Annotated in this window: 14 protein-coding genes; 11 read left to right on the forward strand and 3 right to left on the reverse strand. The window is 70.9% G+C overall.

Features of this window, described 5'->3' with window-relative positions; all coding sequences use genetic code 11:
• The 3 genes from DMH08_RS17970 to DMH08_RS17980 all read left to right on the forward strand — a co-directional run.
• Nucleotides 1–484 (forward strand): PP2C family protein-serine/threonine phosphatase (locus tag DMH08_RS17970; RefSeq protein WP_148108594.1); only part of this gene is annotated, 484 nt, incomplete at its 5' end.
• A gap of 159 nt (nt 485–643) precedes the next feature.
• A complete protein-coding gene (locus DMH08_RS17975) occupies nt 644–967 on the forward strand; it encodes a hypothetical protein (protein ID WP_026402353.1) in 324 nt (107 codons plus the stop codon).
• Nucleotides 968–1,239: 272 nt separating this feature from the next.
• Nucleotides 1,240–1,653: a hypothetical protein gene (locus DMH08_RS17980; protein WP_125616083.1), complete on the forward strand. Its 414-nt coding sequence runs from the start codon at nt 1,240–1,242 to the stop codon at nt 1,651–1,653.
• Between the two features lie 165 nt (nt 1,654–1,818).
• On the opposite strand, the gene DMH08_RS17985 is transcribed toward DMH08_RS17980, so the two are convergent.
• Entirely contained in the window at nt 1,819–2,247 is a 429-nt protein-coding gene (locus tag DMH08_RS17985) for an NUDIX hydrolase (protein ID WP_026402351.1), read from the reverse strand.
• 92 nt (nt 2,248–2,339) lie between these two features.
• On the opposite strand from DMH08_RS17985, the gene DMH08_RS17990 reads away from it, so the two are divergent.
• The gene (locus DMH08_RS17990; protein WP_125616085.1) at nt 2,340–2,636 is read left to right on the forward strand and encodes a GntR family transcriptional regulator; all 297 of its coding nucleotides are present in this window, start codon (nt 2,340–2,342) and stop codon (nt 2,634–2,636) included.
• A 9-nt stretch (nt 2,637–2,645) separates the two neighbouring features.
• On the opposite strand, the gene DMH08_RS17995 is transcribed toward DMH08_RS17990, so the two are convergent.
• Nucleotides 2,646–3,491 (reverse strand): GntR family transcriptional regulator, encoded by an 846-nt coding sequence (locus tag DMH08_RS17995; protein WP_199747867.1) that lies wholly within the window; start codon nt 3,489–3,491, stop codon nt 2,646–2,648.
• 329 nt (nt 3,492–3,820) lie between these two features.
• Between DMH08_RS17995 and DMH08_RS18000 the strand changes: the two genes are divergently transcribed.
• The 4 genes from DMH08_RS18000 to DMH08_RS18015 all read left to right on the forward strand — a co-directional run bounded on the left by DMH08_RS18000 (nt 3,821) and on the right by DMH08_RS18015 (nt 6,265).
• Entirely contained in the window at nt 3,821–4,066 is a 246-nt protein-coding gene (locus DMH08_RS18000; RefSeq protein ID WP_026402349.1) for a sensor histidine kinase, read from the forward strand.
• 96 nt (nt 4,067–4,162) lie between these two features.
• Entirely contained in the window at nt 4,163–4,567 is a 405-nt protein-coding gene (locus DMH08_RS18005) for a transposase (protein WP_158642338.1), read from the forward strand.
• Nucleotides 4,564–5,676 carry a methyltransferase domain-containing protein gene (locus DMH08_RS18010; protein WP_158642339.1) on the forward strand — a complete coding sequence of 371 codons (1,113 nt, stop codon included), beginning with the start codon at nt 4,564–4,566 and terminating at the stop codon, nt 5,674–5,676. Before DMH08_RS18005 ends, DMH08_RS18010 begins: the two co-directional genes overlap by 4 nt.
• Nucleotides 5,677–5,683: 7 nt before the next feature.
• Entirely contained in the window at nt 5,684–6,265 is a 582-nt protein-coding gene (locus tag DMH08_RS18015) for a hypothetical protein (RefSeq protein WP_125616095.1), read from the forward strand.
• Nucleotides 6,266–6,299: 34 nt separating this feature from the next.
• Here the strand turns inward: DMH08_RS18015 and galE are convergent, their stop codons facing one another.
• Nucleotides 6,300–7,301 carry a UDP-glucose 4-epimerase GalE gene (gene galE / locus DMH08_RS18020; protein ID WP_125616098.1) on the reverse strand — a complete coding sequence of 334 codons (1,002 nt, stop codon included), beginning with the start codon at nt 7,299–7,301 and terminating at the stop codon, nt 6,300–6,302.
• Between the two features lie 203 nt (nt 7,302–7,504).
• On the opposite strand from galE, the gene DMH08_RS18025 reads away from it, so the two are divergent.
• The 3 genes from DMH08_RS18025 to DMH08_RS18035 all read left to right on the forward strand — a co-directional run bounded on the left by DMH08_RS18025 (nt 7,505) and on the right by DMH08_RS18035 (nt 10,726).
• On the forward strand, nt 7,505–8,149 hold the full coding sequence (locus DMH08_RS18025) for a response regulator (protein WP_125616101.1): 645 nt from the start codon (nt 7,505–7,507) through the stop codon (nt 8,147–8,149).
• 91 nt (nt 8,150–8,240) lie between these two features.
• Nucleotides 8,241–9,578: a hypothetical protein gene (locus tag DMH08_RS18030; RefSeq protein ID WP_125616104.1), complete on the forward strand. Its 1,338-nt coding sequence runs from the start codon at nt 8,241–8,243 to the stop codon at nt 9,576–9,578.
• Between the two features lie 5 nt (nt 9,579–9,583).
• On the forward strand, nt 9,584–10,726 hold the full coding sequence (locus DMH08_RS18035; protein ID WP_125616107.1) for a DegT/DnrJ/EryC1/StrS family aminotransferase: 1,143 nt from the start codon (nt 9,584–9,586) through the stop codon (nt 10,724–10,726).
• The last annotated feature ends 1 nt before the right edge of the window (nt 10,727 follow it).

Below are 10,727 nucleotides of genomic sequence, written 5' to 3' on the forward strand. Positions count from 1 at the left end.
GCGCGGCGCCGCCGTCGTCTGCCAGGAGCCGCCCGAGGCGGTCCTGCACCACCTCGACGTCGCGAACCGCCTCCTCGCCGAGGAGGCCACCGCCACCTGCATCTACGGGGTCGTCAAGGGCTCCGGCGCGGACTGCGAGCTCCTCCACTCCTCCGCGGGCCACCCCCCGCCGCTGCTGACCACCGCCGACGGCGCCACCCGCTACCTCGACGACGGCTCCGGCCTCATGCTCGGCACCGGCGTCGACCTGCCCCGCCCCGCGGCCCGCACCCCGCTCCCCCCGCACTCGACCCTCCTGCTGTACACCGACGGCCTCATCGAGCGCCGCGACGAATCCATCGGCGCCTCCCTCGACCGCCTCCGCGAGCACGCCGGCGCCCTCGCCCGCGCCCCCCTCGGCGTCTTCTGCGACGAACTCCTCATCCGCCTCGGCGCCGACGGCACCGACGACATCGCCCTGATCGCCCTCCGCCCCACCGGCTGACTAGCCGCCCGGCGACGAACGCACCGCATGTCCCCTGTGCGGGAGCGTCACGGCCTTGGCACGGGCCTCGTTCCATCAACGCGAATTGGTGAGCGAACTTTTCGGGGTGGGAGCGAGTCGTACGTGATGCCATCATGTTTCCGGAGCGAAGGAAAACGTATGAATGCCGGTGACCTGACCATTGTCGCAGTGCTGGCCGGGTGCGCCGGCTTCGCCGGGGTCGTCACTTACCTGCTCGTCGGTCGCGACCTTCGAGGTGGGGCCAGGGTGGCGGCCGCGGTGGGCGCCGCCGTGCTCGTGGGATTGGCGTCCATATTCGTGCTCTACCTCGCGGTGGCCGCGTTTCTGGCGTGCGGGGCGGCCTACCTGGTGGCGCGCCGCATGCTGCGACCAGGGCTCGCTTTGGCGGCGTCCGGGGTCGTTCTACTCGGCGGACTCTCGTGCGCTGTAGCGCTCATGTCCATCGCACTCAGTGAAATGTAGGCGGCGACTTCTCCCGTCAGATAGCCACCGGTTGTCGTGGAGGACGAGCGTTACTCAGCAGGGACCACCGGACGGGCGTCGGGGTTGGCGTCGGCGTGCGTCGGCACCCAGCACGGCGAGGGGGGGCGACCGATGGACGGGCCGGGACAGGTTCACGGATCGTCATGCGGTTGTGGACCCAGGATCAATAGCCGTTGACCGCCGCGTGGCACCCTGACAGCGCAAGTCACCGCACATAGCCGAAGCGGGCGCCAGCAGACGGGAGCGTGGGCATGAAAAAGATTTCCACCATAATGGTGGCGGCGGGAACGGCGGCCGCGGCAATGACCATTACCGCGTCCCCGGCGCACGCCAGCCAGGATGCGGTGGTACACGTGCGCCTCTGCGATATGACCTGGTGCGGCAGCGCAGGGTACGCGCACTTCAATTCAGACCCCACCCCCCTCATTCCCGGTGACGCATTGAGGGTCTGCGACACCGAGGCCGACGGCTGGGGGGTCATCGGCTGGCTGGTCACCAACGAAGGCCAGGTCATTCGCAGCGCGACCACCCAGGGCCGCAATTCGCCGTACTGCACGTCCTGGAAGAGCGGGAACCTGCCGGAGGACATGTACCTCACTGTCATAGCCTGCAAAATCAAGGGGAAGACCACGGAGGGCTGCCGAAGCCTCGACGCATGGGCCTGACCGAGGGGCTCCGAACGGGCGTACCTGGACGCCCTTGCTCAGCAAGGGCTCCGGGGACGGCCCCCGCCGCAAGGCGTTCGAGCCAGCGGATTGGCTCGACGAAGTACGCGTGCGACGACGTGCCCTCACCGAACGCGATGAGTACTCGTTCCCGTTGCCCGTCCGTCACCCGATGATCCGGACGCCATCATGATGCCGAATGGGGACGGTCGCATGATGGGCCATGGCGTCCACTACCCTGACCGCAAACGCTTCATTTGCCAGCGTTCGAACTTCCTCGACGGTGGCCCAATAGAATGCCTTGCTCTCCTCGGACGGGGTCAGCACGCCACCGTCGACCGTGCAGCGGAAGACCAGTGCAACAATACTGCGAACTATATTCTTGTACACTCCGGTAAGCCCGACCGGCGTCACCAGCAGGCCCGTTTCCTCCAGCACTTCTCGCTGCACTCCAGCGACAATGCTTTCGCCCTGCTCGAGGATCCCGCCGGGAGCCTCCCAGTGCCCGTTGTCTCTTCGCTGCATGAGTAGCGCACGGCCCCGCTCGTCCACGACGACCCCGGCAACACTGACCGAGTGACGACCGTCCAGCATGTCGTGCCCCCTGGTACGAGTCTAAGGAACCACTGGCCAGCTACTCGCGAACGCTATTGCTCTCCCGCCTGTGGCTACACTCACCGTAGTACATGTACGTACGAGTTGAGGAGTTGCCTCACGTGGCTGGCCTTAAACTTCCGGAAGTGGACCCACTCAGCGACCGGCCGGTATTCAAGCAGATTGCGGACCATCTTCGGGTGGCAATCGAAAGCAACGGGTTCCCGCCCGGAGCAAAACTTCCTTCCGAGAGCAACTTGATCGCACATTATGAAGTAGCTCGCATGACAGTGAGAAACGCTCTTCAGATACTCCAAAGCGAAGGGCTGACTGTCGCGGAGCACGGGAAGGGAGTGTTCGTCCGTTCCCGTCCACCGGTTCTCGTCTGAGGGCGAGCGTTACCCGGCAGGGGCCACCGGACGGCCGTCGGGGCCGGCGTCGGCGTGCGGCCACAGCGCGGACTCGTCCCGCCGCAGACGCGACACCTCCTCCATACGGTCGCCCGGGATGACGACCTGAGTCACCTCAACGGCCTTCTCGTCCTTCGCGCTGTAGCTGATGCGAGCGATCTCCCAGACGGGAAGCTCGGCCGGAATCAGCAGCGACTTGGTCTCGCTTGCCGTCGGCATCCGCACCCGACGCCTCTCCAGCCATTCCAGAGGCCCGTGCCCCGCGGCCTCGATCGCGTCGACCCACGCACCCGGCCCCGTCCCGAACGGCTCCGCGACCTCTGGCACCTCTCTGCTGATCCTGGGGTGGATCCACGTCGTCGAAATCTGGAAGGCTGGCTCCCCCTCCGGCCCCGTCACGCGCAGACGCCTCATGACCGTCGTCCCGACCGGCACGTTCAGCATGTGCGCGAACCGCGGGTCCTCGATCGGCGCCTCACCGACCTCCGGCTCGATATGGTGCACCCACAGCTCGTTGCCCATGGCCGCCGGGAAGCTGTAGCCCGCCGCGAACTCCTGCCCGTCCTTCAGATGCCGGGTGTTCCGCCTGACCAAGTCGGTACGCATGACCGTCTTCCGATGCTTCGGCCGGACGACCGTGCCCCGCCGAGGCACCGACACCAACCGCCCCTCCTGCGCGAGCTTGCCGACCGCACGGGCCACCACGTTCCGGCTCGCGTCGTAGTGCTTCGCCAGCTTCTCCATCTGCGGCAGCGTCTCGCCCGCCTGCCACTCACCTTCGTCGATCCGGCGCAGCAGGTCGTCGGCGATCTCGTTGTACCGAGCTGCCCCCACGTGTCCACCCCATCGCATCTATTTGTTGAAGCTTATTGACAGACCTGCAGGCCAAGGAGACGATGAAGCTCGGACGCGATTTGTTGAAGCAAATCCCGTCCGAGGTCGTCGCTCGCACCCTACAGACGTACCCGGCATGTCGGAAGCGAGACCCGCTATCCCCCTTAGCCACAGGGCGTGCGAGCACCACAGGTACGCGATCCGGAGTCTCCGATGACGCTCGTCCAACCTACGACGACCGCCGTCGCCTACAGACCTGGATCACCACGACCGGCTCGACCACAGGGTCGGAGAAGTTCCTTGGGTCGAGCCAAACAAGGGCGCACGTAATGGACATCAGACTCGCTGCCGCTGCGAACTTGGACCTGACCTGTGTCGTCACTCGGACGACGCCTGGGCAGGTGCGGACGCTCGTGGAGTTTCGGCTCACGGAGTGGGGGCTGCTCGGCATCGTGGACGACGTGCAGCTTGTTGCCAGCGAGCTCGTCACCAACGCGCTGCGGTGTACGCCGGATCGGAAGGTGCGGGTCCGGCTCACGCGCGAGCGCGACTCGGTCCTGTTAGGTCCTGTTTAGAAAGTCCTGGTTCGGGCGGCATGTCGCGCCTGGAGACGAGTGAGGTCTCCGGTAGATGGATCAACGACCAAGAAGACCATCACCACCGGAGACCTCGTGCCCAGCGTACCGATCGGAGCCCGCAAAGACCTGACCGACCGGCAATGGCGGGTCCTGGAGCCGCTGCTGCCGGACGGGCGCGGACGTGGCCGTCCGCCCAAATGGTCGCGCCGGCAGCTGGTGAACGGCGTCCGGTGGCGGACCCGGGTCGGCGCACCGTGGCGTGACGTGCCCGAACGCTACGGGCACTGGCAGTCGGTCTACCGGCTGTTCCGCTGCTTCCAGCGAGCCGGGGTCTGGGCGTTGATCTGGGCGAAGCTGATGGCATTCGCCGTGACCGAGGACGGTGCATGGTGGTTCCTCGAGTGCGGGCCGGGCTCCCAGTGGGCCTGGCTGGAGGACGAGACAGGGGCTCCCATCGCGGAGGCCGTCGCCGACACCCTTCTCGGAGCGGCCGTATGACCGACGACCTCGATGGTTGGCGCGGCCGCGCGGCCGCCCTCGCCGAGGGGCTCGCGCGGCAAGGCGCGATCACCGACTCCGCATGGCGCGAGGCCGTCGCGGCGGTGCCTCGGCACGTCTTCGTGCCCGCGTTCCACGACGATGAGGCCGGAGTCGTGCGCGCCGGTGATCCTCGGTGGCTCGACGCGGTCTACAGCGACGACACGCTGGTGACGCAGCGCAAGGAGCACGACGGGTCCGCATGGTCCACGAGTTCGACCACGCGGCCGAGCCTGATGCTGCGGATGCTGGAGCTTCTGGACGTCTCGGACGGCATGACCGTCCTCGAGATCGGCACCGGGACCGGGTACAACGCCGCTTTGCTGTCCGAGCGGCTCGGAGCGGAGAACGTCACGTCGGTCGACATCGACCCGGAGCTGGTCGAGGCCGCTCGGGGACGGCTTGCCGGTGCGGGGTACGTCCCTCGTCTCGAGGCGCGCGATGGTGCGCTCGGGTGCCCGGGGCGGGCTCCGTACGACCGGGTTATCGCGACCGTCGCCTTCGAGCGCGTCCCGCGTGCCTGGATCGGGCAGGTTCGTCCGGGCGGGGTCGTCCTCGCCGACGTCCGTCCACGGGGCATGACCTGGGCGGGCGCGCTGGCGCTCCTCACCGTGGGCGCGGACGGGACGGCGGGTGGGCCGCTCGTGAGCTGTACGTGGGGCTTCATGTCCGCGCGTCCGGACGTGTCGCGGCCCGGCGCGCCGGAGCCCGTCCACATCGACGCGACGTCCGTGCGGAGCCGGACGAGCGAGGTCGGCGCGGGTGCGCTGCGCACGCCGGGCCTGTCGTTGCTGATCTGGCAGCGGCTACCGGGGATCAACGCCTACTCCGAGGCCGGCGGCGCGCAGATCACGGCGCCGGACGGCTCGTGGGCGAAGGCGTCCGGGCGCGTCCCGGCGCACGTGGAGCACGGCGGGCCCTCGGACGTCTGGACGCGCGTCGAGGAAGCCCACGCCTGGTGGGTCGGGCACGGACGGCCGGGGGTCGAGGACTTCGGGCTCGCCGTCGGACCGGACGGGCAGCGCCTCGTGCACCGCGGGCGCGGGAGAGGGATGGGGGGTTTGGGATAGTTCTTTCATGATCAAAGTTGTCGTCGCCGTGGTGGTCGGGGCGGTGTTCGGGGCGGTCACGTCGTTGCTGAACGCGCTGTCGAGTCCCTACACCGGCATCGGGGAGCCGCTCGCCGGGACGGTGGCGGCGCCGGTGCTTCAGGTCGCGAGCCGGCTGCTGGGCGTGGGGTGGTCGTGGGCCGCGCTGGCCCTGGCCGCCGGGTGGTACGCCCGGCGGGCGCCGCTCGGGGCCGCGGCCGGGACGGGCGCGCTCTTCGCGGCCACGGCGGCGTACTACGTGCTCGATCCGGTGCTGCGCCAGGAGCCGTTCGGCTGGCACGCGGGCGCGCTGGTGTTCTGGGGCGTCGCCGCCGCCGTGTTCGGGCCCCCGCTCGGCGCGCTCGGGGCGTGTGTCGGACGGCCGGGGCCGCTCGGGCTCCTCGCGGGGCTCGTCGTCCCCGCCGGCGCGGCCGCGGAGATGCTCTGGTTCCGCGCGCCGCATCCGCTCATCCCGCTGTCGCCCGCCGAGCAGACCGCCCGGTGGATCGTGCTGGTCGGCGCCGCGGCGGTCGCGTTCGTGCTGGTCGTGCGGCGGTTCGCGCGGCTGTGAGCCCGTCCGGCTCCGCCGGACGGGCCGCACGCGGTCAGGGGGCGAGGGTCCGGCGGCGCTCGGCCCACTTGAGGGAGTGGCGGATCGCGTCCTCGATCGTGTAGTCGGGCTTCCAGCGGAGCAGGTCCCACGCCTTCTCCGGACGGACGAACGCGCCGACGACGTCGCCGGGGCGCGCGGGCGCGTCCTCGGCGCGGAACGCGTCGCCGACGACCTCGCGGAAGGCGGTGACGAGCTCGCGGACGGTGGTGCCGCCGCCGGTGCCGAGGTTGACGACCTCGTAGCCGGGGTGGTCGGACTTGGGCGGGACGACCGCGTCGAAGCGGGTCGCGGCCTCGTAGAAGGCGCGGGCGATGTCCCAGACGTGGATGTAGTCGCGGACGGCGGTGCCGTCGCGGGTCTCCCAGTCCACGCCCGTGATCTGGAAGGGGACGCCGAGCTCGTAGGACTCGATCATCTTGCCGAGGGCGTGGGTGGGTTTGCTGCTCTGCAGGCCGGAGCGGAGCCGGGGGTCCGCGCCGATGGGGTTGAGGTAGCGGAGGGAGATGACGCGGAGGCCGTGGGCCCTGCAGAGGTCCTGGAGGAGCAGTTCGGCCATCATCTTCGAGCGGGTGTAGGGGTTCTGCGGGTCGAGGGCCGAGGTCTCCGTGACCGAGAGGTCGGGTTCGGGCCGGTACATCCCCGCGGTCGAGGCGAAGATCATCCGGTCGGCGCCGTTGCGGAGCAGGTGCCCCGCGAGGTCGAGGGTCTTGGCGAGGTTGACCCGGTAGTAGCGCTGCGGGTCCCGCATGGAGTCGGGCACGACGATGAGCGCCGCGCAGTGCACGGTGGCGATGACGTCGGGGTGCTCGCGGAAGATCGCGTCGATGAGGTCCCCGTCGCCGATGTCGCCCTGGTAGAAGATCTTCCCCGCGGTGAACTCCGGCCGCCCCGTGACGAGGCTGTCGAGCACGACGGGCGTGATGCCGTGCTCGGCGAAGACCGACGCGATCGTGCTGCCGATGAAGCCGGCTCCCCCGGTGATCAGGACTTTCATGTGGCATCCCCTGAAGCCAGTGCCTGGACACGCACAGAATCCGCAGCGTCACGGGGGCGGTCAACGCCGGTGTCCGAGTTCGGACGGGCGTCAACCGGGGCGGGGCGGCGGGCGTCCGCGCACGGTTCCTCCGGGCGCGCGAGGCGGGACGAGTACAGCGTTTGCGGGATCCGGACGGGCGCCGGACGCGGCATGGTCGGGAGATGCGACCCATCCGCGTCCTCATCGTGGACGACCACACGCTGTTCGCCGAGGCGCTCGCCGCCCGGCTGGGGCGGGAGCCCGACCTGGTGATCCTGCCGATCGCCGCCGACGCCCGGCGGGCGCTGGCGCTGGCCGCGACCGAGCGCCCGCAGGTGGTGGTGCTGGACATGACGCTCGGCGCGGAGAGCGGCCTGGACGTGCTGGACCGGCTGCGGGAGTCGCATCCGGACGTGCGGGTGGTGGTGCTGACGGCGATGAGCGAGCTCGACGTGCTGGTGCAGGCGGTGCGGCGGGGCGCGGTGGGGTGGCTGTCGAAGACGGAGAGCGCGGAGCTGGTGGCGCGGGTGATCCGGTCGGCGGCGCGGCGCGGCGGGTGGGTGCCGCCGGACGTGCTGGGCGAGGTGCTGCGCCGGCTCGTGGGCGGGGCGGAGGAGGAGCGGCTGCCGGAGCTGACGCCGCGGGAGCGGGAGGTCCTGCAGTGCATGGTGGACGGCCTGGGCCGCGCGGAGATCGCGGACCGGCTGGGGCTGTCGGCGAACACGGTGCGGACGCACACGCAGAACCTGCTGGCCAAGCTCGGGATGCATTCGGCGCTGGAGGCGATCACGCTCGCGATGCGGGCGGGGATGCGGCCGCGGGACTGATGCAAACGGCGTAGGCCGGGGTCGTCTTTTGGGCGATTTCGCGCGGTTACGACGTTCTTACGCTCGGCCTGACGAGGGCGGAGGGAAGATCGTGGAACTCGACGAGGTCGCCGCGCGGGTGGGGCGCCGCTACTGGGCGCTCCTGCTGGTCCTGACCGTTGTCCCCGTGCTGGTCGTGGGGTTCGTGATGAACGGGCGGGAGCCGCCCGCGGTCGCGCAGACCCGGATCGAGGCGAGCGGCAGCGTGACCGACGCGGCCGTCGGGGACGCGGGCGTCAGCATCGTGGTCAGCCAGGTGACGGCCTACGCGACGAGCCGGAACCTGCTGACGGCGGTGCTGAAGGAGCAGAAGATCGACCGCGACCCGCGGGAGCTGGCGAAGAAGATCGAGGTGACGGGCCTCGGCACGGCCACGATCGTGGAGCTGGCGGTCGAGGACGCCGACCCGGAGACGGCGCGGAAGCTGGCGGACGCCGTCGGCGACGCGGTGGTCGAGCAGATCAACGAGTCGAACCGGGGTGCGCTGACGGAGCAGATCGACGAGATCAACGACCGGATCCGGGACCTGGAGGAGAAGCTCGCCCCGCTGGCGCGGCGGGCGTCGGGGACGGTGCCCGACGTCGGGGCGATGAACGAGCGGGAGCGCGTCCAGGCGGAGCTGACGGACCTGCGGTCGAGCCGGACGGAACTGACCTCGCAGCTGACGGCGGCGGGTTCGGCGTCGGTGGTGCAGCCGGCGGTGCTCGCGCCGGAGTCGGACCCGATGGTGATGCTGGCGGCGATCGCGGGGCTGGTCGGGCTGGTGCTGGCGATCCTGGTCGCGGTGGTGTGGGAGATGCTGCGGCCGACGGTGCCGGGGCAGCGCCGGGTGGCGCGGCGGCTGGGCGTCCCGCTGCTGGGCTGGGCGGACCGGGGCCCGGCGGAGCTGGCGGACCTCGGCCGGTGCACGCGGCTCGCGGCGCGCCGGGAGGGCGTCGCGCAGATCACGCTGGTCGGGGCGCCCGGCCCGCTGCCCGCCGAGCTGGTGTCGACGGTCGCGTCCGCGGTGTACGGGGACGAGACGAAGCTCGTCGACGCGCGGACGGAGGAGCCGGAGGAGGAGCGGCCGGACGACGGCGGGGACGGGCCGGCGGCGAACAGCAGCGGGCCCGCGGCGAAGAAGACGAGCACGTCGGTGGTGCGGGCGGGCACCGCGGTGATGGCGAAGAAGGCGGGCGAGGTCGCGCGGCGGACGCCGGTGCCGTCACGGGAGCCCTGCCACGTGCACGCGTTCGAGGACGTCGACCCGGGGACGGACGCGTCCGCCGGTGTCGTCGTCGTGGTCGGTCCGGTCACCGCGGTGTCGGGGCTGGAGGCGGTGCGTGACCTGGTGGCGGCGTCGGGGTGGCCGCTGCTGGGGGTCGTCGGTACCCGGAAGATCAAGAGGTAGGGCAGATGAGTTCCGTTCCCTTCACCGTTCCGTCGCTGGCCGGAGAGGTCTCCGACGCCGTCGTCAAGGTCCTCGACTCGGGGTGGATCACCACGGGCCCGCAGACGGCCCAGTTCGAGCAGGAGTTCGCCGACTACCTGGGCGCGCCGCACGTGGTGGCGGTGGCGTCGTGCACGACGGCGCTGGAGCTGAGCCTGCGGGCACTCGGGCTGCCGCCCGGTTCGGCGGTGCTGACGCCCAGCCTGACGTTCTGCGGGGCGATCAACGCGATCCTGCACGCGGGCCACCGGCCGGTGCTGGTGGACGTGGACGAGGACACGCTCGTCCCGAGCGCGCGGACGGTCGCGGCGGCGGCGGCGCGGGCGGGCGCGGCGGCGATGGTCGTGCAGAACCAGGGCGGCTACCCCGTGGACGTCGCGGCGCTCGCCGAGGCGGCGGGGCTGGACCGGACGCGGGTCGTCGAGGACGCCGCGCACGGGCCGGGCGCGGCGCGCGGCGGCGCGCCGGTGGGTTCGGCGTCGTTCGCGGCGTGCTTCAGCTTCTACGCGACGAAGAACATGCCGATCGGCGAGGGCGGGGCGGTCGCGTCGGACGACCCGGAGTTCGCCGACCGGGTGCGGGCGATGCGGCTGCACGGCATGTCGAAGGACTCGTGGCGCCGCTACCTGCCGGGCGGGAGCTGGCGCTACGACGTGAAGGCCGTGGGGCTGAAGGCGAACATGACGGACGTCCAGGCGGCGATCGGGCGGGCGCAGCTCGCGGCGCTGCCGGACTGGCAGCGGCGCCGCGCGGAGATCGTCGCCGCGTACGACGCGGCCCTCGCGGGGCTGCCGGGGCTGACGCTGCCGCAGCGGGACCTCGACGGGATCACGCACGCGTGGCACCTGTACCAGGTGCGGGTACCCGACCGGGACGCGGTGAGCGCCGAACTGGAGGAGGCCGGCGTCGCGACGTCCGTCCACTTCATCCCGGCGCACCAGATGACCGCCTACCAGGAGATCCTGGGCGTGGAGGAGTGCGCGTCGGTGCCGGTGACGGAGCGGATCGCCGGGGAGCTGCTGTCGCTGCCGCTGTACCCGGGGCTGACGGCCGACCAGGTGGACCGGGTGGTGTCCGCGCTGACCGAGGCGCTGCGGGCCCGGGGCTGAC

Source organism: Actinomadura sp. WAC 06369, from assembly GCF_003947565.1.
GTDB lineage: Bacteria > Actinomycetota > Actinomycetes > Streptosporangiales > Streptosporangiaceae > Spirillospora > Spirillospora rifamycini.

What these genes read in the sequence shown, in the direction of transcription:
- DMH08_RS17985 (WP_026402351.1), bottom strand. Translation starts at nt 2,247, where the DNA reads ATGCTGGACGGTCGTCACTCGGTCAGTGTTGCCGGGGTCGTCGTGGAC.
- DMH08_RS18000 (WP_026402349.1), top strand. Translation starts at nt 3,821, where the DNA reads ATGGACATCAGACTCGCTGCCGCTGCGAACTTGGACCTGACCTGTGTC.
- galE (WP_125616098.1), bottom strand. Translation starts at nt 7,301, where the DNA reads ATGAAAGTCCTGATCACCGGGGGAGCCGGCTTCATCGGCAGCACGATC.
- DMH08_RS18025 (WP_125616101.1), top strand. Translation starts at nt 7,505, where the DNA reads ATGCGACCCATCCGCGTCCTCATCGTGGACGACCACACGCTGTTCGCC.
- DMH08_RS17980 (WP_125616083.1), top strand. Translation starts at nt 1,240, where the DNA reads ATGAAAAAGATTTCCACCATAATGGTGGCGGCGGGAACGGCGGCCGCG.
- DMH08_RS18035 (WP_125616107.1), top strand. Translation starts at nt 9,584, where the DNA reads ATGAGTTCCGTTCCCTTCACCGTTCCGTCGCTGGCCGGAGAGGTCTCC.
- DMH08_RS17990 (WP_125616085.1), top strand. Translation starts at nt 2,340, where the DNA reads ATGTACGTACGAGTTGAGGAGTTGCCTCACGTGGCTGGCCTTAAACTT.
- DMH08_RS18010 (WP_158642339.1), top strand. Translation starts at nt 4,564, where the DNA reads ATGACCGACGACCTCGATGGTTGGCGCGGCCGCGCGGCCGCCCTCGCC.
- DMH08_RS18015 (WP_125616095.1), top strand. Translation starts at nt 5,684, where the DNA reads ATGATCAAAGTTGTCGTCGCCGTGGTGGTCGGGGCGGTGTTCGGGGCG.
- DMH08_RS17975 (WP_026402353.1), top strand. Translation starts at nt 644, where the DNA reads ATGAATGCCGGTGACCTGACCATTGTCGCAGTGCTGGCCGGGTGCGCC.